Genomic DNA, 23,098 nt, shown 5'->3' with positions numbered 1-23,098 from the left:
CGCGGGTGCGAACCGGGATGGCCGACAGATTGCGGGTCAGCCGTCAACGGAAACCATTAGTGATGTTTAGAAAGAGCGTTTCCCCTCAGCGTATCCTTGTGACGGGGGGTGCGGGATTTGTTGGATCACACCTGATTGATTGCCTTATTGATCAAGGGCACGAAGTGCTATGCGTAGACAATCTGGTTACAGGAAGCATGCGCAACCTTGAACATATCCACGGCCACCCGCGGTTCATGTTCATGCATCATGACATCTGCCTTCCTCTCGATGTTGAAGTCGATCAGATATATAATCTCGCATGCCCGGCGTCGCCGATTCATTATCAGCGTGATCCGGTGCAGACCACAAAGACATGCGTTCTTGGCGCGATCAATATGCTCGAATTGGCCAGACGCTTGAATTGTCGGATACTTCAGGCATCCACGAGCGAAGTCTATGGAGACCCATCGGTCCATCCGCAGTCGGAGAGCTACTGGGGCAATGTCAATCCGGTTGGTGTCCGTTCGTGCTATGATGAGGGTAAGCGTTGTGCTGAGACACTCTTTTTCGATTATCATCGTCAGTTCGGGCTGGATATCAAGGTCGTTCGGGTTTTTAACGCTTACGGTCCACGAATGCACCTGGCCGACGGACGTGTCGTCTCCAATTTCATCATTCAGGCGCTTCAGAATCGGGCAATTAGTATCTACGGAGATGGCACCCAGACACGAAGCTTCTGCTTCGTCGATGATCTCGTTGCCGGCATGATGCGCCTGATGGAAACCGAGCGAGGCTTCACCGGGCCGGTCAATATTGGAAATCCGAACGAACTCACGATAATCCAGTTGGCGAAAGCGATCATTGAACTCACTGGATCTAGATCCGAGCTGATGTATCGGCCGCTGCCTTGCGATGATCCATCGCGGCGCAAGCCGGACATTTCGCTCGCGCAATCGAAACTGTGCTGGTCTCCATCGATTGAATTACGTGAGGGATTGCGGCGCTCGATTGAATATTTCAGGAGCGTGCTCGCGGTTGAACAAGTGGTTCAATAAGGGCTGGAAAGCCGCATGCCGAAGTAACTGCGGATTTCAGAGCGCAGGCCACGGACGCAGAGACTCGCGGAACTGCCGAAACGACTGCAGACCGATACATGGCGATGTGTCGAGCGCGGATGCGAAAGTGACCGGAAAGCATGATCGTTCAACAAATTCAGGGAAGTACGGGCGACACAGCTCAACGCGAACGCGGCAGCGATCAACGCCGATCACAGTCGGCCCTGAGACCGTTTGTAAACCGCTCGGCCGGGTTAAACGATGCGGGACGGGGGGGCGTGCAACGGCGTCCGACACCGATCGCAAGTTTGTCCGTCCAGTTCAACGCGCTCCAGGAAACGAGCAATCGGCCACAGCCATTGGCGCTTAGGGCGAACAATCGGTCGTACCTCAGATTTCGATTGGTCCGCGCACTTGGCCTCTGTAACGTCGTACCCAGGAAACTAACTTCGGGACCAATATGGCCACGGACTCGGAAGGCTGGAAAAACATCCAGTTACTCCTTCAAAAACTTCGAAGAAAAGACATCTCGATCACGGAGCGCGATGGAGAGCTTCATTATCAAGCGGCAATCGGCAGTTTCACACCGGACTTGCGTGATGCGGTGTCGGAAGCCAAGTCGGCTCTGCTAGACGAGGTGAGTGAAGCGCCTTATGGTACGACTTTGCAGATCCACGATAAATTCCGCCTACCGATGTATCAATGGAAAATGTGGCATGAGCTGATCGACAATGGTGACTTGACCGAGTTCTACTCGAACCGGACCAACTTTGTCTTTAAATTATGCGGGTCGTTTAGTCTCGAGAGGTTCCAGGAATCGCTAGACCATATAGCGTATCTTTATCCAATAATCGGGTATAGAATCGACCATGCTGAAGGCGTGCCTTCATTCCGAGTTTCTGAATTACAGCCAATAGTCGAGTATTCGGACAAATCATCGGGTATAGACTCCGAGTCACTCGAAATCTTAGTGAAGGAGATGGTTTGGCGGCCATTTTCCATTAATTCCGGCCCGCTTATGCGGTGTGGCATAATCAAAACCGGTCCTCGCGAGTACGTTGTTGCGATGGTCGTGCATCACTGTATCGCGGATGGACAGTCGCTGAGCTTGCTGATCAGTGGTTTTATTCAACAGCTGTTAATAGACTCGCAAGTGCCAACTGTCACGCAGGCACATGCGCCAAATTACCTGGACTATCTGCGTATGCAACAGCGCTGGTGCGCTGGCCCACAAGGGCGCGAGGCCCGACGCTATTGGAGGAGCCAGTTAACTTCATCCCGCAAGACGGCATTGCCCCAGCGCACCCGGCGTCACGATCGTTGCAATTCGTACCTTCGATCAAGTAAATTTTTACTGGATCCCGATCTCTGGTCTACGGTGAAAAGGTTAGCAGCTCTTTGGAATGTTACACCATTCGCGGTGACACTGGCGGCGTATGCCTTGGCAATGACCCGGATTTCGGGAAGCTCGCAAATCACGACTTTAGTGTTGACGGGTGTACGAAACTGGATTGGGTTTGAGCTTTCATTTGGCCCCTTTAATAACATCTTCCCGGTCAATATCGAATTCCATGAAAACGTGCAATTGCACGAAGTCGCACTCAAAGTATTCGAGATGACAGTTGCGGCGCAACCATATATAAACTATCCACTCGATTTAATGTCCGACGATATGGGTGTTTCATATAACAAACAATTTCCACTTTTCAATTTTATGGACTTTCCCGAGCAGTCCGAACAAAAAAATAACCCGGTTTCGCTTTCAGGCGTGATAAGCGATTTTCCATTGACGGTGCAAAAAACCATTCCAATCAGAGGTCGGCCGCTGGAGTCTCACTATATCGCGATTCATGTGATGCCAGACCATGCTGAGTGCGAGTTTAGGTGGTCGCCCGCGGATCATACTCAACGGACGGTATCCATTTTTATTGAAGAGTTTAAGAGCGCTCTGGGTGGTTACTGAATAACAAATGCCGCTCGAGTGAGCAATTTGCTCCAGAATTCTTAGCTGCGCTACCTGCCCTGATCGAAGCGGATCATGGATGTGCTACCGGTTTGCGCCGGTGGACCGCGCCATCAGTCGTCGGGCAAGGTCTGTCTGAACAGCATCATCCGACGCGTCCTCTCTGGGCGGCGTGGACAGATTTGAGCGAGTATCTGGCGCCAGCGAGTTGGCTCATGTCGGGGAACTGCTGTCGCCTCGCCGTCCGTCACCGCAAATCGGTTTGTCGGCTGGCTATTTATTGCGGGCGGTCTGGACCCGAATGCCGAGCCGGCCGTGGCGCAAGCATAAGCAAGGTCTGTGAGGCGCCTGCATCCGCGACATGGGGCATGACACCCTCGATGCTTCATCGCTGGAATCGGTCCTCGACTAACCGTCAAATGACCTCCGTAGAATTGGTCCACGTCGCCTGCTAACGCCGGCGACAGCCGCATGGTCAACAGCTAGTGCCGTTCGCCGAGCGATGGTATCCCTGTCCTTGCAGCAGGAAATTGCTAGGGTGAGCCGATGTCTGATGTTTATTATGACCACACAGCGAACCAAATTTATCATACTGTAAAGGGGGCCAAGCAAGCGCTGCGGACCCTTTTTCCCGGACCGTTTCCTGCAAGTGTAGTAGATTTTGGTTGTGGCACGGGTACCTGGCTTCGGGCATGCGTTGATTTGGGGGCTTCTGACATTGTTGGCGTAGATGCATCTGATATTGACGATAATCTGTTACTAATATCACGGGATAAAATCATTCCGACTGATCTATCAAAGACGATTGAACTACACAGAAGATTCGATCTCGTGATCTGTTTGGAAACAATCGAGCATTTATCACAACCCTTATCTGAAGTGCTTATTGAAACGCTTGTTGCCCACGGTGACTGTATTCTGTTTTCTGCGGCCGCGCCAGGCCAAGGCGGCGAGGGTCACGTCAATTGTCAATGGCCCGAATACTGGCAAGCCATATTCAATGCACACGGCTTTAGCTGTTCTGAAGAGCCTCGTTGGAAAATTTGGGACGACGGTGATATCGAACCTTGGTATCGCCAGAACATCATGATCGCCCGTCGTAATGCGTATGGTGCGGGCTCTGAGCCAAGGCTCCGTCGAGTCATACATCCGGATCTGATGCCGAGCTATTTCGACAGCATGAGCGATGTCATGTTGCGGAAACCCCAGATTTTTCAGGAGCGATGGTGGGAAAACCCTGCTTGAAGTGCCTCGTGCGGGCGTTTGGCTGAGAGCTCGGCGATGTCTGCGTATGTAGCGGCGATCGCGGTATCGTGGATATCATGCTCGCCGTCGTCGATGGTCATGAGGGCTTCTTGGACGCGATCGCAGCCGCCTTCCCCGAGGCTACGGTACAGACCTGTATCGTGCATCTTCTTGACGGTCGCCGATGACATGCGCCGGGTCGTCCGTACGACCAATGCGATCGAAGCCCTGAACTGTCAGTCCCGCCGGGCCGTACGATCGCGGCGTGATGCTCACCCACGCGTCACGCTGGCTTCAGCCGACCGCGCAAGCCGACGAGCGACGCGTTCATCGAGCCGGCACGTTTCGAGCGGAGTGACTGAACCAGCACAGGTTTATGACCCTCGACGACGCGGTCTGAAAATTCGGGGCGTGGCGTAGCGACGATCACATGGTGTGGCCACATCGCGCGATCGGCAACAACCCGCCGATATCGCGGGTGGCTCGGTCATCGGCGCATGGCCCGCCGCTGCCGGCAAGAGCTGGATGGCGGCCCGACAAACGGTCCGAGATTGAGGCGTAGCTCATCTTCCGAGTCGCTCCGAATGATACTACTCCAAATGGAGTTGGCGTGCGTCAGAGTATAATAATTACGCGATAAAATAATAAAAACCACGACCGGCCGCATTGACGGCCAGTCTGGATCATTGTCTCATAGTCGCCGACAGCCTCGAGGGACGGAATCGCTCGAAAATGACCTCTTCGAGACAAGAAGGTGTGACGTCATGCCGACAAGATGAGGCGCTAGTCGGCGATGCGGCCATCGTCGGGATCGGTTGCCGTTTGCCGGGCGCAGATACAACTAACGGGTTTTGGCGACTATTGCTGACCGGCGAAGACGTCATACGCTCGTTTCCGGCCGAACGCGCTGACTGGATGCGCCAGCTTTGGTGTGCGCCCGGCGTTCCGGACCTGGCGGCCTGTCCCGGCGCCTATCTCGACGAAGTCGACAAATTCGATTGCGGTTTCTTTGGAATCTCGCCGGCAGAAGCCGAGTTGATGGACCCGCAGCAGCGGCTGCTGCTCGAGACGAGCTGGCACGCGCTGGAGGATGCGCGCATTCCGCCATCACGCCTCGCGGGCACAAAGACCGGGGTGTATGTCGGCGTTTGCAACACCGATTATGCCGAGGTGCTCGATGCGGTCGCGCCGCCCGCCGATCTGTACGTCACGACCGGCTCGTTCGCATCGATGCTGGCAAATCGGCTGTCCTTTTTTCTCGACCTGACCGGCCCCAGTGTCTGCGTCGATACGTCGTGTTCCAGTTCGCTCGTGGCGGTTCACGCCGCAGTTCAGGCGTTGCGTCGGGGGGAGTGCGAGACCGCCCTGGTCGCCGGCGTGAACCTGTGCCTCACGCCCAAGCGGTTCGAGTCTTTCCGCGCCGGCGGGATGCTGTCGCCTGACGGCCGGTGCAAGACGTTCGACGCCGGAGCGAATGGCTATGTTCGCGGGGAAGGGGTGATCACGCTCGTCCTGAAGCGGCTCGATCAGGCGACCGCCGACGGAAGCCGGATTTACGGCGTGATCCGCGGCAGCGCGGTCGGGCATGGCGGTCGAACGCGAGGCCTCACGGTCACGGATCCTCGACAACAGGCGAGGCTGATCGCCGATGCCTGCCGCGATGCGGGCGTGTATCCGAGCTCGCTCGACTATGTGGAGCTTCACGGCACCGGCACTGCGCTCGGCGACCCCATCGAATTTCTCGGGCTGAAGCTCGCATTTCAGGACGAGGCGGCTCGCGACCCCATCGCGGGCGATGCGGCAGCCGCTTGCGCACTCGGATCGGTGAAAGCGCGTATCGGCCATCTCGAAGCGGCCGCCGGTCTGGCAGGCCTGACCAAAGTAGCGCTGGCATTGCGCCACAGGCTGATCCCGGCATCGCCGCACCTCCGTTCGCTTAACCCGTTGGTGAAGCTGGACGGAACGCCTTTCAGGATCCCGACCCACCCTGAAAAATGGGAGCGCAAGGCAAGCGCAAACGGGGTTGCGCCGCGGCGCGCGGGCGTCAGTTCGTTCGGCTTCGGCGGCGCTTACGCGCACGTCGTGATCGAGGAGGGGCCGGTCGAAACGCGTACCGACCATCAGTCGCAATCACCCGCAATCGTATTTGTCAGTGCAAAGGACGAGGCCGGCTTGCGGCGTCAAGCCGGCGTGCTGGCTCGTTATCTCGAGCGTGAAAGCGACGTCGAGCTTGCCGCGCTCGCGCATGAACTGCAATTTGGCCGCGAAGCGATGGAGCATCGCCTCGCCTTTCCGGCCGAACGGCGCGACGAGGCGATCCGCATTCTGTCGACCGTTGCTGCCGGCGAGGCCGGCCAGTTGCCCGCCGGTCGTGTGCATCTCGGTCGCGCAACGGCGCGGCTGGGACTGACGAACGCCTTCACTTCCGATCCCGAACTTTGCAGAGCCGTCGGCACCTGGATGTCGCGAGCCTCCCGCGAGCCGGAGGCGGCGATGTGGGAAGCTGCTGAGATGCCGGACTGGTCGACGTTGTATCATGGCGGACGGCCGCCGCGCATCGACCTGCCGCCCTATGCCTTCGCGCGCGACCGCCACTGGGTTGTCGGCAGGAGCACGCCCAGCGACGACGAAGCGGAGGGCAAGACGAACGAGCTTGCGCGCGAGCTCGAATTGCGGGTGCCTGCCTGGGATGTCGCCGTCCCGGGTGAGGGCACGGTTGCCCGATCGAAAGAGGCGGCGCACTATCTGATTGTCCACAATGGTCCGGGCGGACTTGCGCTGCTGCGCGAGGGGCCCGAGGCGAAGACGATCGACGGTGCCCAGCTCGACACCGTGGGCCTGGCGCAGGCGATCGCGGCATCCGGCGACATCTCGGGGCTGGTTTGGATCGGCGACGCAGGGGCGAGCACAGGCGGCGAAGCCGGGGGCGGCGCGACTGGGCAGCATCCGACCGAGCAGTTGCGGACGGTGTTGAGCGCGCTTCGCAAACGGTATGCGGGTGATCGCCCGTTCGAGGTCGTCCTCATCAACCGAAGCGCGGCGATGGCGGACGGTCTTGGCTGGACGACATCGGCTCATGCGGACCTGTCCGAGCTGATCGGGGCAGCAATCCGGCAATTCTCACCCTGGCGTGTGCGCGCCTTCGACGTCGCGGACGGCCAACCGTTGAATTGGCGCGAGATGCTGGCCTTGCCGATGGTCGGTCGCCACGGATTCTGGGTTCGGCGTCATCACGAATGGTATCGGCAGGTGCTCGCGCCTTGCCGCTTTGAAGCCGATCCAGTTGCCCCCTTTCGTCAAGGCGGTGCCTATCTGATCGTCAAGGCGACGAATCCGGCCGATGCGGCGGCAGCGCAGCTGAGCGAAGCGCTGGTCACGCGCTACGCTGCCAACGTACTGGTCGTCGAAGGGGCGAATGAGGAGGGCCTGCAGGCCCTCGCGGCAGCTCGGGAAGCGGTCCCGGCAATCCATGGTGCCTTCGTGGTGACGTCGTCGTCGGAGCAAGGTGAGCTGGGCGATGCCGACACTTGGGTGCCGGCCACGCCCGGCACGATGGAGGCATGTCGCGGGCTGCATGACCTGTTTGCCGAAGACGGGCTGGATTTCCTGGTGATTGTCGCGGTGCAGGACGGGCTCGTGGGCGAGGCTGTCGAGGCGGACGCGCTTGCGCTCGCCGCGCTGCGAAGCGAGGTAGCCCAAGCCTGGGATTGTCCCACGAAAGTCGTTCACTGGGCGCCTGCCGGGGGCGGCCGAAGCCCGGTTGCGCAAGTAGACGAGGTGCGCGCCCCGAGCGAGCTCATCGACGTGGTCGCCGCGTTGCTCGACGGGCCCTTGAACCAGCTTCTGGTCGGCCAACGCGAGAGCATGGCGGACGAAGAAGACGAACGCCTCGTCTATGCGCCAACCCTGCCGACGCCCCGCCTGACGATCACAGACAGCTCGCCGCCCAGTGCGATGCTGATGCGGGAAGCGCGTGAGCGGTCCCGCTTTGATCAAGACCTCGCCGCCCTTTTGGCGCGCGCGCTGGGTCAACTCGGTGTGCTCGAGGCGGTCGCCGGCGAGGGCGAGCGCGGGCGTGAGGCCTGGATCGCGCGCAACCGACTGGCGCCGGCGAACGCCCACTGGTTACGGCACAGTCTGGACGTACTCGCCGCGGACGGCGTGCCGACGAAGGAAGGCACCACGGGGCGGCAGGACTGGCCCGCCACTCGGGCGTACTGGCGGTCGGAAGGGCTCTTCGCACCCCAGATCGCGGTGCTCGACGCGGTCCTGCCTCACTTGGGTGACCTGATTGTCGGCCGCAAACAGCTGACCGAAGTGCTCTTCTCCGACTCGACCATGGGTCTCATGGAGAATTACTACAAGAACAACGAGATCGCCGATTACTACAATAGGCAGCTCGCCGCTGTCCTTGAGCGTTACTTTTTCGAGCGTCTGGAGCGCGATCCGGCGGCGCGGCTACGCGTTCTGGAGATCGGGGCGGGAACCGGCGGGACGACGGGGCACGTCCTGCCCAAGCTGATGCCGGTCGGTCACGCGGTCGAAACATACTGCTATACCGACATCTCGCAATCTTTCCTGCTGCACGGGCGCGAGCAATACGGTTCGGCGCCGTTCATGCAGTTCGCCATGTTCAATGTCGAGAAGCAGCCGGCCAGCCAGGGAATTGAACCCGGCGCTTACGACGTGGTGATCGCCAACAACGTTCTGCACGCCACGCGCGATCTGCGCGAGACACTGCGGCACGCCAAGGCGACACTGCGCCGTCAGGGCCTGTTGCTGTTGAACGAAGTCAATCGCTTCGATTTGTTCCTGCACATCGCCTTCGGCCTGTTCGAGGGCTGGTGGCGGTTCCGTGACCCGGCACAGCGCATTCCCGGAACGCCAGCGCTGACCGGCGCGAGCTGGGCGCGGATCCTGGGGGAGGAAGGGTTCGCACCCGTACGGTTCGCCACCGCGGCGGCCTCTGATCTCGGCCAAGACATCATCTTCGCCGTCAGCGACGGTGTCGTACGCGGGACGACAGCCGACCGCGCGGAGCCCGAGCCCGAGTTTGTGCCGTCGGTGGCGCAATCCGCGCCGCTGGCGCCGCTTGACGAGCGCGCAACCGACGCAAAACTGGCCCAGCAGGTGCGCGACGTGCTCTTTGACGCGATCGCCGCGGCGCTGAAGCTCGATGTCGACAGCCTCGAACTGGAAAAGCCGTTCGCCGATTACGGCCTCGACTCCATCGTGGGCGTGAGGGTCGTTAAAACGCTCAACGAGCGGCTCGGCATCGATCTGCCCGTCATTTCCTTGTTCGATCACGCGACAATGCGCGCGCTCATCTCGCACGTCGTCGGCCATTATCGCGACCGTCTCGTGACGGTTGTAACATCGGCTGAGCGGATACCCGATGCGGCGCCGGCGGAAGCGCTATCCGACGCCGCGGTGCGGGAAGAGGGGAAGCCGACGTCGGCGGCAAGCGTCGTGGGGGCGACAGGCCTCGACCCGATCGCCATCATCGGCATCAGCGCGCGCTGCCCGGGCGCTGCCGATGTGAGCGAATTGTGGGACCTGCTCGCGCGCGGGGCGGTAATGACACAAGGTGCCGCGCGCTGGCCGCTCGAAGACCGCTTTGCAGCAGAGCTGCCGCCGCACGGCAGCTATTGCCGGACCGGCGGCTTCCTGGACCGGATTGCGGATTTCGACCCGACGTTTTTTGGCATCGCCGGTGCCGAGGCGGTCTGCATGGATCCGCAGCAACGCATTTTCCTCGAAGAAGCGTGGCAGGCGCTGGAGGACGCAGGTCACGCGGGAAGCGATATCGAAGGCGATCGATGCGGCGTCTACGTTGGCTATATCGGTGGCGATTACGAACATCTCTTTCCGAAACTCGCGCCGCCGCAGACCATGTGGGGCAATGCCGGATCGATGCTGGCCGCGCGAATTTCGTATCTGCTGAACCTGCGCGGTCCGGCGATCACAATCGATACCGCTTGTTCCAGCTCGCTGGTGGCGCTCCATCTCGCCTGCGAAGCACTGCGCCACGGGGAGGTCGACACCGCGCTCGCCGGCGGCGTGTTCGTCCAGAGCACGCCAGACTTTTTCGTTTCGGCCAACCGCGCCAGCATGCTTTCGCCGGACGGCCTCTGCTACGCATTCGACGATCGCGCGAACGGCTTCGTGCCGGGCGAAGGCGCCGGGGTGGTGGTCCTCAAGCGGCTTGGCGACGCGCTGGCTGCCGGCGACCGCGTATATGGCGTAATCCGCGGCAGCGGCATCAATCAGGACGGGGCGAGCAACGGCATCACGGCGCCAAGCGCATCAGCTCAGGAGGAGCTGCAGCGGCGTATTCACGATACGTTCGCCATCGACGCTCGCGATATCTCGTTGGTCGAGGCGCATGGGACCGGGACCAAGCTCGGCGATCCCATCGAATTCCAGGCGCTGACGAACGCCTTTCGGGCGGCGACCGCGGAGACCGGCTTTTGCGCGCTTGGGGCGGCGAAGGCCAATATCGGCCACACTGCCGCCGCGGCCGGCATTATCGGCGTGATCAAGGTGCTGCTGGCGATTAAGCACCGACAGATCCCGCCGCTTGCCAATTACCGCACAGGCAATACCGCGATTGCACTCGCCGAGAGCCCCTTCCATATTCCGACCGCCCTGACGGACTGGGAGCCGGGCGACGGTCGGCCCCGCATAGCGTCGGTCAGCTCTTTCGGGCTGAGCGGCACGAACGCCCATGTGGTGATCGAAGAAGCGCCGCCGCGCTCGCGCGTCCTGCCCGACCGCCCGGCTTACCTGTTCGTGCTGTCGGCGCGTTCACGTTCCGAACTGCAGCAACAGGCCAAGCGGCTGCTAGCGCATTGTCGCAAAGCCGAGCCGGAGATCTGCGCGGACATTTGCTATACCCTGCTGGTCGGTCGCCGCCACTTTGCGCACCGGCTCGCCGGCGTTGTCCGCGACCGAACCGATATCGTCGAGCTGCTGGCGCATTGGACCTCGGGCAGCGGCGCCTCGGCGCTACGGACGGGAACGGCGAAGTCCAGGCTGGCCGAGGAGCAGGCCGCAGACCGCCAGCAGGGCGATCGCCTGATCCGCAGCTGCGCCGACGCGACGGGCACGGCGAGCATAGCTGACCTCTGGGCGGTTGCGGACATGTTCGTTCGCGGCGATGCGCTCGATTATGCCGCCTTGTTCGCGGCCGGCGCGTACCGTCGGGTCGGGCTACCCACCTATCCCTTCGCGCGCGACCGATACTGGATCGCGGACGAGATCTCCGCGCCCGAGAAGACCCCGGTTCAGGCGAGCGGTAGCCTTAAGTACCGGCTGTCCGGCGAAGAGTCGTTCCTGGCAGACCACCGGATCGACGGCCGCAAGGTTCTTCCAGGTGTCTATTACCTCGAGCTGGTTCGGACCGCCGCCATCGCGGCCAATATGCCGGGCGTGGGCGAAGGCATTCTGCTGGAAGGTATTGCCTGGCCTCGATCGGCCGTGGTCGATGAGCCGACCACGCTGATCGTCCGCTTCGAAGACGACGGTGCCGGTGTGCTGACGTTCAGCGTCTGCGACGGAGGTGAGGGCGGCGCAGGGCCGGCTTACGCGAGCGGCCGCCTGGTCCGCGCGGATCCGTCCCCACCATCATGGCGCGACCTCGCCGCTCTGCGCCGCGCGGCAAGCCGAACGCTCGTGGCTGCCACGCTTTATGGGGGCTTCGCCGACATGGGCGTCGACTATGGGCCGACGTTTCAGCGCTTGATCCACGTCGCAATTGGCAACGCCCCTGACGCCCGGACGTGGGTCTTGGCGGAACTCGGGCCACCCCCCGGTGCTGCGGACGAGGCCTCGACCGATGATCAGACCGGGCTGCTGGACAGCGCGCTGCAAGCGACCTTTGCCCCGCTGATCGCTGATTTGCGCGGACGGCTGGACCGACCCCGGCTCCTGTTTTCGATTGATCGTGTCCAGCGCTGGGCGCCCATTCCGCGCGGCGCCGTGGTTTATGGCCGCTGCGCCAACGCCGCCGGCGACCATTGGGAGATAGACATCTGCGACCAGAGCGGAACGGTGTGCATGGCGCTCAGCGGTGTCTCGTTTCGCGCGAGCATGCCGCGGCCCGTGCTGGCGAGCGAGGGAAGCTGTACCCTCGCGTTGCGGCGCTGGATCGTCGCCGAAGCCGACACGGTCAACGTAAATGAGGACGTCGGCCAGCGTTCCCCGAGCCTGGTTCTGCTCGACAGCCGGTTCGCGGTGCTCGCCGATGAACTGCGCTGCGGCTTGCCGGACGCCGACGTGCGCGTCGTCGCCAGTGATGGCGCCGCGTCGCCTGCAACGCGTGCGGAAGCACTCGGCCACGCGGCCCTTGCCCTGATTCAGGACGCGATCGGCCGGACGAGGCACGGGACCTCGCTCGTCCAGATCGTCGTTCCCGATCTTGATGCCGCGGACCCGCACTACCCCGCATATCGCGCCTTGTCGGGTCTCGCCCGCACCGCCGGGCTCGAACACCCAAACATTCAGCCGCAGATCATCGGTGTCGACGAGCAGATCGACGCTAAGCGCCTTCGCGGGCTGCTGATGGAGACCGCAGCGCGCTCCCGCGACGCCGAGAATACTTGGCGCAACGGCATTCGCCAAGTCGCTCGGATCGTCGAGGCAAGCCCCCCCGCGCTCACGCCGCAAGTCTGGCGCAACGGCGGCGTGTACCTGGTCACCGGAGGAGCCGGTGGGCTTGGGCGGATCTTCGCTCGGGAAATCCTCGCCTGCGCGCGCGACGCGACCGTCGTTCTCGTGGGGCGGCGGCCGCATTCCGCGCTCGACGGCAGTGGCGGCGCGAGCGGGAACATCGTGTACCGGCAGCTCGATATCTGCGACATGGGCGCGGTCAACGCCTGCGTTGCCGAGATCATCGCAGCGTTCGGCAGGCTGGACGGGGTCCTGCACGCCGCCGGTATTCTCGGTGACGCGCTGCTGTTCCGAAAGGCCGCCGCGTCCTTCTCCGCCACGCTCGCGCCCAAGACGATCGGAACCGTCAATCTCGATGCCGCGACGTCCGATCTGCCGTTGGACTTCTTTGTCGCTTTCTCCTCGATCGCGGCAGTCGCTGGCAGCGTCGGGCAGGTGGACTACGCGGCTGCGAACGCCTTTCTTGACGGGTTCGCAGAGCATCGCGCCGCCCGTGTTGCGCGTTTCGAGCGCCAGGGACGAAGCCTGTCGATCAACTGGCCGTGGTGGGCCGATGGCGGCATGCAGGTCGCACCCGGGCTTCACGACGCAATGGCAGCACGTGGGCTGAATCCGGTCTCATCGCGCGCGGGCCTCGACGCGTTCTACGCGGCAATGGCCTTCGAGGGTCAGGTCGCCGTGTTCGCCGGCGACCGGCACCATGCCGCCCGCGTGATCGGCGATGTGAACGGCGACCTCGCCGTTGCTGCCGCGCGGAGTGATAAGTCCGACCCCGAATTGCTGCGATTCGTCCGGCAGACGCTTTCCGCCACGCTCAAGGTCCCGTTTGACCGGATCCTTCCGGACATGCCGTTCGAGGAGCTTGGCGTAGACTCGATCCTGGCCTTGCAGACCGTAACCGAGTTCGAGCGCAGCTTGGGCGCCTTGCCGAAGACGCTGCTCTTCGAATGCCGCTCGGTCGCCGAGCTCGCCAACTATCTTGGCGAGCATTATCCGGATCGCTTTTCCCGCCCCGAACCTCCCGAGCCGCCTTCGTCGATCCAGAAAGAGGCACCGAAGCCGGTTGCGGCGCGGGCCCTCTCAGCCGCCCCGATGCCACACGTCGCCAGCGATGTGGGTGCGCCTGCGACGGATGAGATCGCTATCGTCGGGCTGGCCGGACGGTATCCCGGCGCGAGGGACCTGGAACAGTTCTGGGACAATTTGAAAGCGGGCGCGGATTGCGTGACGGAAGTGCCAGCGGAACGCTGGCGTCACGACATCTACTTCGATGCTGAAAAGCGCCAGCCGGGCAAGACCTACAGCAAATGGGGCGGCTTTCTCGACGACGTCGCCGCCTTCGATGCAGCGTTCTTCAACATCTCGCCGCGTGAGGCGGAGACGATGGACCCGCAGGAGCGCCTGTTCCTGCAATGTGCCTGGCACACGATTGAGGATGCCGGCTACAGCCGTGCCCGGCTGGCTCGCAACACGGGCGTGTTCGTCGGCGTCATGTACACCGACTATCCGCTGTTCGCCGCGGAGGCCCAGGCCCGCGGTGAACCGGTCGCCTTCCTCAATCACCCGTCATCGATCGCCAATCGCGTCTCGCACCATTTCGACTTGAACGGTCCCAGCCTGGCGGTGGACACGATGTGTTCCTCGTCCTTCACTGCGATCCATCTCGCGTGCCAGAGTATCCTGTCGGGCGACTGCGCGGCCGCGATCGCCGGCGGCGTCAACCTGTCAATCCACCCAAACAAATATCTCGGGCTCGCGCGCGGGCTGTTTGCATCCAGTGTCGGGCGTTGCGCCAGCTTCGGCAGCGGTGGCGACGGCTATGTGCCCTCGGAGGGCGTCGGTGCCGTGTTGCTGAAGCGACGCGCACATGCGGAACGCGACGGCGACCGCATCCATGGCGTGATCCGCGCGACGGCCGTCAACCATGGCGGCCGGACAAGCGGCTTCGCCGTTCCCAACCCGTCCGCCCAATCCGCCGTGATCGACAAGGCGCTGGCGCGAGCGGGCATCTCGGCTCGATCGATCGGCTACATCGAGGCGCACGGCACGGGAACGGCGCTCGGCGATCCGATCGAGATCGCCGGGCTCACTCGTGCGTTCCGGCAACATACCGAGGATACCGGATTCTGCGCGATCGGTTCGGTCAAGTCGAATATCGGTCATTGCGAAGGCGCGGCGGGAATTGCCGGCCTGACGAAGGTCCTGCTGCAGCTGAAGCACGGAATCCTGGTGCCGTCCCTGCATGCCGATCCGCCGAACGAGCATATCGATTTCGAGGCGACACCGTTTCGCCTGCAGCGGACATTGGCCGCATGGCCCGCCCCGGACAACGACGGCGTCCGGCAAAGCGCATCGCGAATGGCCGGCCTGTCGTCGTTCGGCGCGGGTGGCGCCAATGCGCATCTAATCGTCGAGGAATATCGGGCAGCCGCTGTCCAAGCAGTGGCCGCTGACGGCGACCCGCCCGCCATCATGGCCGTGCCGCTTTCGGCGCGAAGCGAGGCTTCGCTGAGGCGCCTGGCCCGGGCGTATGTCGACGCGATCGTTGACGGGGATCTGACGCAAAGCGACCTCGCGGACATCGCCTACACGCTGCACGTCGGTCGCGAGTCGTTCGAACACCGGCTCGCGATCCTCGCCGCGTCGTCGGGAGAACTCGGCCAGCTTCTGGCTGCCTGGCTGGAAGGTGGCGGCGGAGAGGGCCGGGTCTTCGCGGGGCAAAACACCCCGCACGACGAACGTCTGGCTCTGCTTCAGGGAGATGAGGACCTCGCCGAGACGGTGGCGCGGTGGGTGAGCAAGGGCAAGCTCGAGAAGCTGTGCAGCCTCTGGACTCAGGGTTGGCCGGTCCCATGGGCGGCACTGCACGACGGGAAGCCGCGCGGGCAGCGCAGGATCGTGTCGTTGCCGCTTTATCCGTTCAGCCGCGATCGCCATTGGGTGACGGTGCCCGCGCCCGAGCCGGTATCCGAGCCCGTCGTCAAGGTGGGGGCCGTCGAGCCGCGCCCCAGCCCCGTGCATTTGCTCGAGGAGGTCTGGGAACCGCGCGCCGGCGCGAGCGTGATAGCGGCGGGGCCGGCACCCGCGCGCCGGGTCGTGATCGGAACCGCGGAGTTCGCGCGGCAGATCGAGCGGCTCGCGGGCTCCGATGCAGCCCTCCGCTGCCGTGTGATCGGAAGTGTCGCGGGCCAGCCTGCCGACGCGATCGAGGCGCTGGTGGTCCAGCTGCTGACGGAGCTAAAGACGCTGACCGACCCGGGACTGACAGCACCGCTTCGACTGCAACTGGTCGTCCCCGCGCAACATGATGGGCATCCGGCGCTCGCGCTTGCGGCGCTGCTCGACTCGGCCGAACAGGAAGAGCCGATGCTGCAGCCGCAAGTGATCGCGCTCGAGCCCCAGATTGACGACGCCAGCTTCCGCCGGCTGATCACGGAAGAAGCGGCGCGCTACGGTGATCGGCGGGTGCGGTATCAGGGCGAGCGCCGCGAAGTCGTCGCGCTGAGGGCACTGGTTCGCTCCGAACCGTTTGCGCAGACGCCGTGGCGCGCGGGAGGGGTGTATCTGATCACGGGCGGGGCGGGATCGCTCGGGCGCGTGTTCGCCACCGAGATCCGCCGTCACTCGCCCGACGCGACGATCATCCTCGCATCCCGGCACGCCGGGACGGACGCCGCTGGCGATGCCCTTGGCTCCGGTGCATCGCCACCGGAGTATCGCGTGTGCGATGTCGCCGACGGAGCGGCGGTGCAGCGGCTGGTCGATGAAATCATCGAAGCTCACGGTCGACTGGACGGGGTGATTCACGCCGCCGGCCTGCTGTCGGACGGGTGGTTCAGAAACAAGTCCGACGAAGCCGTGCGGGCGGTGCTCGGTCCCAAGGCGCGCGGCGTCGTCAACCTTGATCGCGCCACCGCCGCACTTCGGCTCGATATGTTCCTGGTCTTCTCGTCGTTGGCCGGGGTTATCGGTAATGCCGGACAGTGCGATTATGCGGCGGCAAACGCGTTCCTCGACGGCTTTTGCCGAGGACGTTCCGCTTCGGTTGCGCAGGGTGACAGGTTCGGCCGCACGCTGGCGCTGGCGTGGCCGTTGTGGCGGCACGGCGGCATGCAGGTCAGCGACGCCGTCATCGCCCGCACGCGGGAGTTGGTCGCTCTGTCCCCGATCGACACGGCGGATGCGATGGAGGCCTTCTACGCCGCGTACGCCTCCGACCGGCCAGCCGTCGCCGTGTTCAGCGGCGACCTGGCGCGGTTCGAAGATTGGCGATCCCGTCCCTCTGAAACGCTGGGCAAGCCGCTAACCGGAAGCGGCGGCATCTCGGTCGAACAGTCGGTGGCGGACCATGTCGGCGCGATCGTCGCCAAGACCCTGAAGCTGCCGGTCGCATGCGCAGGTCCACACGAGCCGATCGAGAATTTCGGGATCGATTCCGTGCTCGCGCTCGAGATGATCGACGCGTTGGAAGCATCATTGGGCAAGTTGCCGAAAACGCTGTTCTTCCAGCACAACACGATTGCCGAGCTGTCCCGTTTCATCGCGGAAGTGGCGCCGGAGGCCGCTGCGCGGCTTGCCGACGCAGCAACCGCGCCTCATTCGACCGGCGGACCATCCGCCTTCGCCCGGCCCGGCCCTGCCGAGGTCACCGCGCGCCTTCCAGAGCCGGCTCAGTCACCGTCGGACATCGCGATCATCGGGATCGCCGGCCGCTATCCGGGCGCACGCGATCTCGACGCATTCTGGCGCAACTTGGCCGCGGGCCGTGACAGCGTCACTGAGATCCCCGTCGATCGCCGGTACTTCTTGTCCCTGTATGACGAGCGAAAGGGAACGCCCGGCACCTTCTACTGCAAATGGGGTGGCTTCATTGACGGCGTCGATGAGTTCGACGCGCTGTTCTTCAACATATCGCCGCTGGAGGCGCGCACCATGGGCCCGCAGGAGCGGCTCTTCCTGCAATGCGCGTATGAAGCCATCGAGGATGCCGGTTACACGCGCGCGACCGTGAGTTCGCGGCAGGTGCGCGGACGCTCCCGTAGCGTCGGGGTGTTCGCCGGCGTCATGTACGACGAGTACCAGCTGTTCAACATGCAAGCGGCGGCGGCGGGCGTGGACTCGCCGTCCTCGAATCCCGCGTCCGTGGCGAACCGCGTCTCGTATTTCTGCGACTTTCGAGGCCCGAGCATCGCCGTCAACACGATGTGTTCGAGTTCGATGACGGCAATCCACATGGCCTGCGACAGCCTGCGCGCAGGCGAGTGCGAGGTGGCGCTTGCCGGCGGTGTCAACGTGTCCATTCACCCGAGCAAATATGTGACCTTGTCGCAGGGGCAGTTCGTCTCCGGCAGCGGGCGCTGCCGGAGCTTCGGGCGGGACGGCGACGGCTATGTCCCCGGCGAAGGGGTCGGCGCCGTGCTGTTGAAGCCGCTCGCGCACGCGCTGGCCGACGGTGATCACGTCCACGCGGTGATCAAGGCGAGTGGCGTCAACCACGGTGGCAAGGGCGCCGGCTACACCGTGCCGCTGGCGCGGGCGCAGGCCGAACTTGTGAAGGGGCTGCTTGCGGACGCAGGGATCGAACCCGCGGCGATAGGCTATGTCGAAGCGCATGGCACCGGCACCGCGCTCGGCGATCCGATCGAGGTCGAGGGCCTCACTCAGGCCCTCGGCGCGCATCGCGGCAACCCGTGCGCGCTCGGGTCGGTCAAGAGCAACATTGGTCACTGCGAGAGCGCAGCCGGCATCGCCGGGCTGACCAAGGTCGTCCTACAGCTAAAGCATGGGCGCATCGCGCCGTCGCTGCATTCGCACGAAATCAACGCCAACATCGATTTCAACGACACGCGCTTCTTCGTGCCGCAACAGCTGCAGGACTGGCCTCGCCCGTCGGTGCAAGCTGCGGAAGGGCATGCACCGGCGCGCCTGGCGGGCGTGTCTTCGTTCGGCGCGGGGGGTGCCAATGCGCATATCATCGTCGCCGAACATGTTGAGCCTCATGTCCCTCGGAGTGAGTCGCCGGGGGCGGTGCTGATTGCGCTGTCCGCCCGCACCGCCGACGGGCTGAGATCAATCGCGATACGACTTCGCAATGCCTGCGAACATCTGTCCGATCCGGAGCTGGTGCGGGTCGCGTACACGTTGCAGACCGGCCGCGAAGAGATGGAATTCCGGCTGGCGCTGGTCGTGGACTCGATCGCGCAGCTGAAAGCCGCACTCGACGATCATGTGAACGGGCGATCGTCGGCGGTAGCCGTCGAGCATGGGACCGCCGATCCAGCGGCGGGACAGTGGGGGGCGGCCGATCAAGGCCGGATCGCGAGTGCGCTCGGTCAAGCCGGACAGCCGGCCGCTCTCGTCGAGCTGGCCCGGTGTTGGGTGGGGGGTGCCGTCATCCCCTGGCGCGAGCTTTACGGCAGCCGGCCGCCGCGTCGCATTCCACTGCCAACTTATCCCTTCGAGCGTAAGCGCCACTGGCTTGAGCTTGGCGACCTATCTTTGCCGGGTAAATTGGAAGCCGGCCAGCCTGCGGGTGACGACACGCCAGCGCACCCGTTGCTGCACGTCCGGGCAAATGATCCGGCCGGACGCCGCTTTACAAGCGTGTTGACCGGCGAGGAATTTGTGTTCGCGGACCATGTCGTCGACGATCGCAAGGTTCTTCCTGCCGCCGCCTGCCTCGAGATGGCGAGGGCCGCCGCGGCGGTCGATACGCTTGACTTCAAGGTTCGCGACGGCGGTTGCTTCGCATTGCGCGACTTGAACTGGCGCCGGCCGATCGTCGCGGCCGCCGATCGTACGCTCCTCACGACGGAGCTGATGAGCGAGGACGGCCGGCTGACCTTCCGTATCAGCGCGGCCGCGGAGCAGGAGGTCGGCGACAGGCCGATCTTCGTGACCGGAAGCCTCGATGCGACGGCGGCTCCACCGCGGGAGGCGGGGCCTTCGATCGAGACAGTGCTCGCCGGCGTTCGCCAGGTGCTGACGGGGGCCGAATGCTACGAGATATTCCGCCGCAGCGGCATCGATTATGGCGACTCATTTCGTGGCATCGACAGCCTGCATTGCGGAGAAACCGGCGGCCGCAAGGTCGCGCTCGGCTGGTTCTCCGTCGATGCCGATTTGATGGGAACCCTGGGCAGCTTCGGCCTCAACCCGGTCGTACTCGACCTCGCCTTCCAATCCTGTCTCGGCATCGCGTTGCAGCGGCATGGGATTGACGCGAACGGCGCCCTTTCAGTGCTGGACATCCCGTTCGCGCTCGACGCGCTTGTCGTCGCAAGGCCGCTGCCCACCGACGGCTGCATGATCGCGACTGCGCGTGCGGACGGGAGGATCGACGTGGGCATTCACGATGCTGCCGGGCGGATCTGCGCCTGGTTGGAAGGCATCGCGGTTCGGGAGGTGGCACGCACCGCCGCCCCGGAGCGTTCGCAAGCGCTGCTTCTTTCGCCTGCCTGGACGGTCGTCGATCGGGACGATGTCGCCGTTTCGGCGGACGCCGACGGCAGAACCCTCGTCATAGGTTCCGGCGATGACGTTGCGGACCGCCTGTCTCGCCGATTTTCGAACCTGATCGCGGTCGCCGATGCCAGGGCGGCGACGGAGATTATCGCTATCACCGGCGATCGCGACCCCTTTACTCGGATCGTGTGGGTGCTGCCGGGCTCGCGAGACGAGCCGGGCCGCGGCCACGTCGCCGCGCAGGAAAGCGGGCTGATCGCAGGCCATCACTTGATGCGCGCGCTTCTCCAGGCGGGCTATGGCGCGCGGCCGCTGGCCTGGACTGTGGTGACACGAGGAACCCAGCGGATCTCGCCCGGCGAGCGCGTCGATGCAGCGCATGCGGGCTTGCACGGCTATTTCGGGTCGCTCGCCAAGGAACAGGATCTTTGGGCGATTCAGCTCTTCGATCTTGCGGCCGACGAGATGGGACTGCCCGAGGCGATCTGGACGACGCCCACCGAAGCGACCGGCGAGACGATAGCGATTCGGGGCGCGCGCGCCTACCGGCTGCGCCTGCTTCCCCAAGCTCCGCTCGCTCAAGCGCGTTTTCCGTACCGACGCGGCGGCGTTTACGTGATTGCGGGAGGGGCAGGCGGAATCGGCGAGGTTCTGACCGCGCATCTTCTTCGCGCCGCCGACGCGCAGGTCGTTTGGCTCGGTCGTCGTGAACCCGATGCCGCATTGAACAAAAAGCTCGACAGGCTGGCGCGCCTCGGGCGGCGACCAATCTACCTCCGGGCGGACATCGGGGACCGGTTGTCGCTCATGCAGGCACGTCGGCAGATCGCTCAGTTGCACCCCTGCGTCCACGGCGTCGTCCACGCTGCGGTGCAGCTATCGGACCGCGCTGTCGCCAACATGGACGAGGAGACACTTCGGCGGGGGTTGCGTGCCAAGATCGACGGTGGCGCCGCGCTCGCGGACGTCTTTGCCGATGAGCCGCTCGACTTTTTGCTGTTCATGTCGTCGATGCAGAGCTTTGGCAGACCTGCCGGTCAAAGCAACTATGCCGCCGCTTCGACGTTCCTCGACGCGTTCGCGGTCGAGATTGCCGGCCGGGTTTCTTTCCCGGTCAGGACGATGAACTGGGGCTATTGGGGGCATCTGGGTGCTGCAGCGTCCGCATCCGTGCGCGCCCGGATGGCGCGTGAGGGTGTCGGCTCGATCGATCCGGCCCGCGGCATGGCGGCTCTCGACCAGCTGCTCGCTGGCGAGGCGACGCAGCTCGCCTTTCTCGTCACGCGCGCCGGCGCCACGACGTTCTCGCCGACGCGTTCGCAAGACGATGCGGCCGACGTGCGGCCGGTATCGAACGCGCGCGCTTTGCGGTCAAACGTGCACGGGACGTTCCTGGTCAGCGAGGATGAAGCTGATCCGCGCCGCGACTCCAGCATGGCGGAAGGCAATGGTCTTCAGCTGAACGACGGGCCGCATGCCGAGGAGGAGCATCGGCTCGAGAAAATCACCGCTGTCGTCCGCGAGAGCATGGTTGCCGTCTTGGATCTGGATCCGCAGGACCTGCGAGACGAGCTCAATTTCGAACGTTACGGGGTCGAATCGGTCAGCGCGGGCCGCATCGTCAATCGGATCGGCCGGCATTTCTCAGTCGCGATACCGGCGACCGTCATGTTCGATCACACCTGCGTGGCGGAGCTGGCCCGTCACCTGCTCGAGCGCATCCCGGCGTCAGCAACCACGCGGCCGACGCCCGACGCGTCGCGGGTCGCGCGTGACGACGGGGACCGGATCGCTCCGCCGCCTGCAGCGCATGCCCGGTCATCGAGCGCGGCCGAGAGCTCGTGGCACACGGTTCGCCGGCTGGTGATCGATCGTCCCGGAACCATCGACGACATGCGCGTCATAGAGTCGCCTCTCCCCGCGCTCGGGGGCCGCGACGTCCGCATCGCGGTTCGCGCGTTTTCGCTGAACTTCGGCGATTTGCTGTGTGTCAAAGGCCTCTATCCGACGATGCCGCCCTATCCCTTCACCCCGGGTATGGAAGTGGCCGGAACGGTGCTGGACTGCGGCGCGGACGTCACGTCGGTCCGCCCCGGGGACGCGGTGGTCGCGATGACCGGCCCAGAGTTCGGCGGTCATGCCACGGTTGTGACGGTCGGGGAGCATCAGCTGTGGCGCAAGCCGGATCGCTTGAGCTTCGAAGAGGCCTGCTCCTTGCCGATCGCGGCCATCACGATGATCGAAGTCTTTCGCCGTGCCCGGCTGCAGCCCGGAGAGCGCATTCTGATCCAGACTGCGGCGGGCGGCGCCGGCCAGGTCGGCGTCCAACTGGCGCAGCATGTCGGCGCAGAAATTTTCGCCACCGCCGGTACCGCCGAAAAGCTGAACCATCTGGCCCGGTCCGGTGTGCCGCACTGCATCGATTATGTGCGGTCTGACTTCGCGGCCGAGGTCGACCGCCTTACGCACGGACGCGGCGTCGACGTCATCGTCAATACACTCGGCGGCGATGCGCTTCAGAAGGGGCTCGGCTGCCTTGCCCCTGGCGGCCGGTACATCGAAGTCGCCATGACCGCGCTCAAACAGGCGCGCGCGGTCGACCTTTCGGTATTGGGTGACAATCAAAGTTTCCACAGCCTCGATCTGCGCAAGATGGTGCGCGCCGCCCCCGAGAGGATGGCGGCGCTCTTCGCCGAGCTTTCAGCGCACGTCGACGCAG

The 23,098-nt window shown here is 63.8% G+C and carries 4 protein-coding genes and 1 pseudogene (1 of these 5 only partly in view); all 5 read left to right on the top strand.

The features are described from left to right. Window positions 1–17 precede the first annotated feature (17 nt). On the top strand, window positions 18–1,037 hold the full coding sequence (locus GO308_RS14340) for a UDP-glucuronic acid decarboxylase family protein (RefSeq protein ID WP_346769092.1): 1,020 nt from the start codon (window positions 18–20) through the stop codon (window positions 1,035–1,037). Between the two features lie 460 nt (window positions 1,038–1,497). Beyond that, window positions 1,498–3,000: a condensation domain-containing protein gene (locus GO308_RS14335; protein ID WP_240885931.1), complete on the top strand. Its 1,503-nt coding sequence runs from the start codon at window positions 1,498–1,500 to the stop codon at window positions 2,998–3,000. A 546-nt stretch (window positions 3,001–3,546) separates the two neighbouring features. After that, window positions 3,547–4,245: a class I SAM-dependent methyltransferase gene (locus GO308_RS14330; protein ID WP_240885930.1), complete on the top strand. Its 699-nt coding sequence runs from the start codon at window positions 3,547–3,549 to the stop codon at window positions 4,243–4,245. A gap of 56 nt (window positions 4,246–4,301) precedes the next feature. Then, a pseudogene (locus GO308_RS14325) lies at window positions 4,302–4,509 on the top strand (transposase); the annotation flags it as partial. A 468-nt stretch (window positions 4,510–4,977) separates the two neighbouring features. Beyond that, on the top strand, window positions 4,978–23,098 hold the 5' portion of the coding sequence (locus tag GO308_RS14320) for an SDR family NAD(P)-dependent oxidoreductase (protein ID WP_240885928.1). 15,134 nt of this gene lie beyond the right edge of the window; the window shows 18,121 of its 33,255 coding nt (coding positions 1–18,121); it begins with the start codon at window positions 4,978–4,980; its stop codon lies off the right edge, out of view.

The organism is Sphingomonas sp. SFZ2018-12 (assembly GCF_022496715.1).
Lineage (GTDB): Bacteria > Pseudomonadota > Alphaproteobacteria > Sphingomonadales > Sphingomonadaceae > Sphingomonas.
The sequence above is the reverse complement of the archived record's forward strand: the minus strand, read 5'-3'. Positions and strand labels throughout refer to the sequence as shown.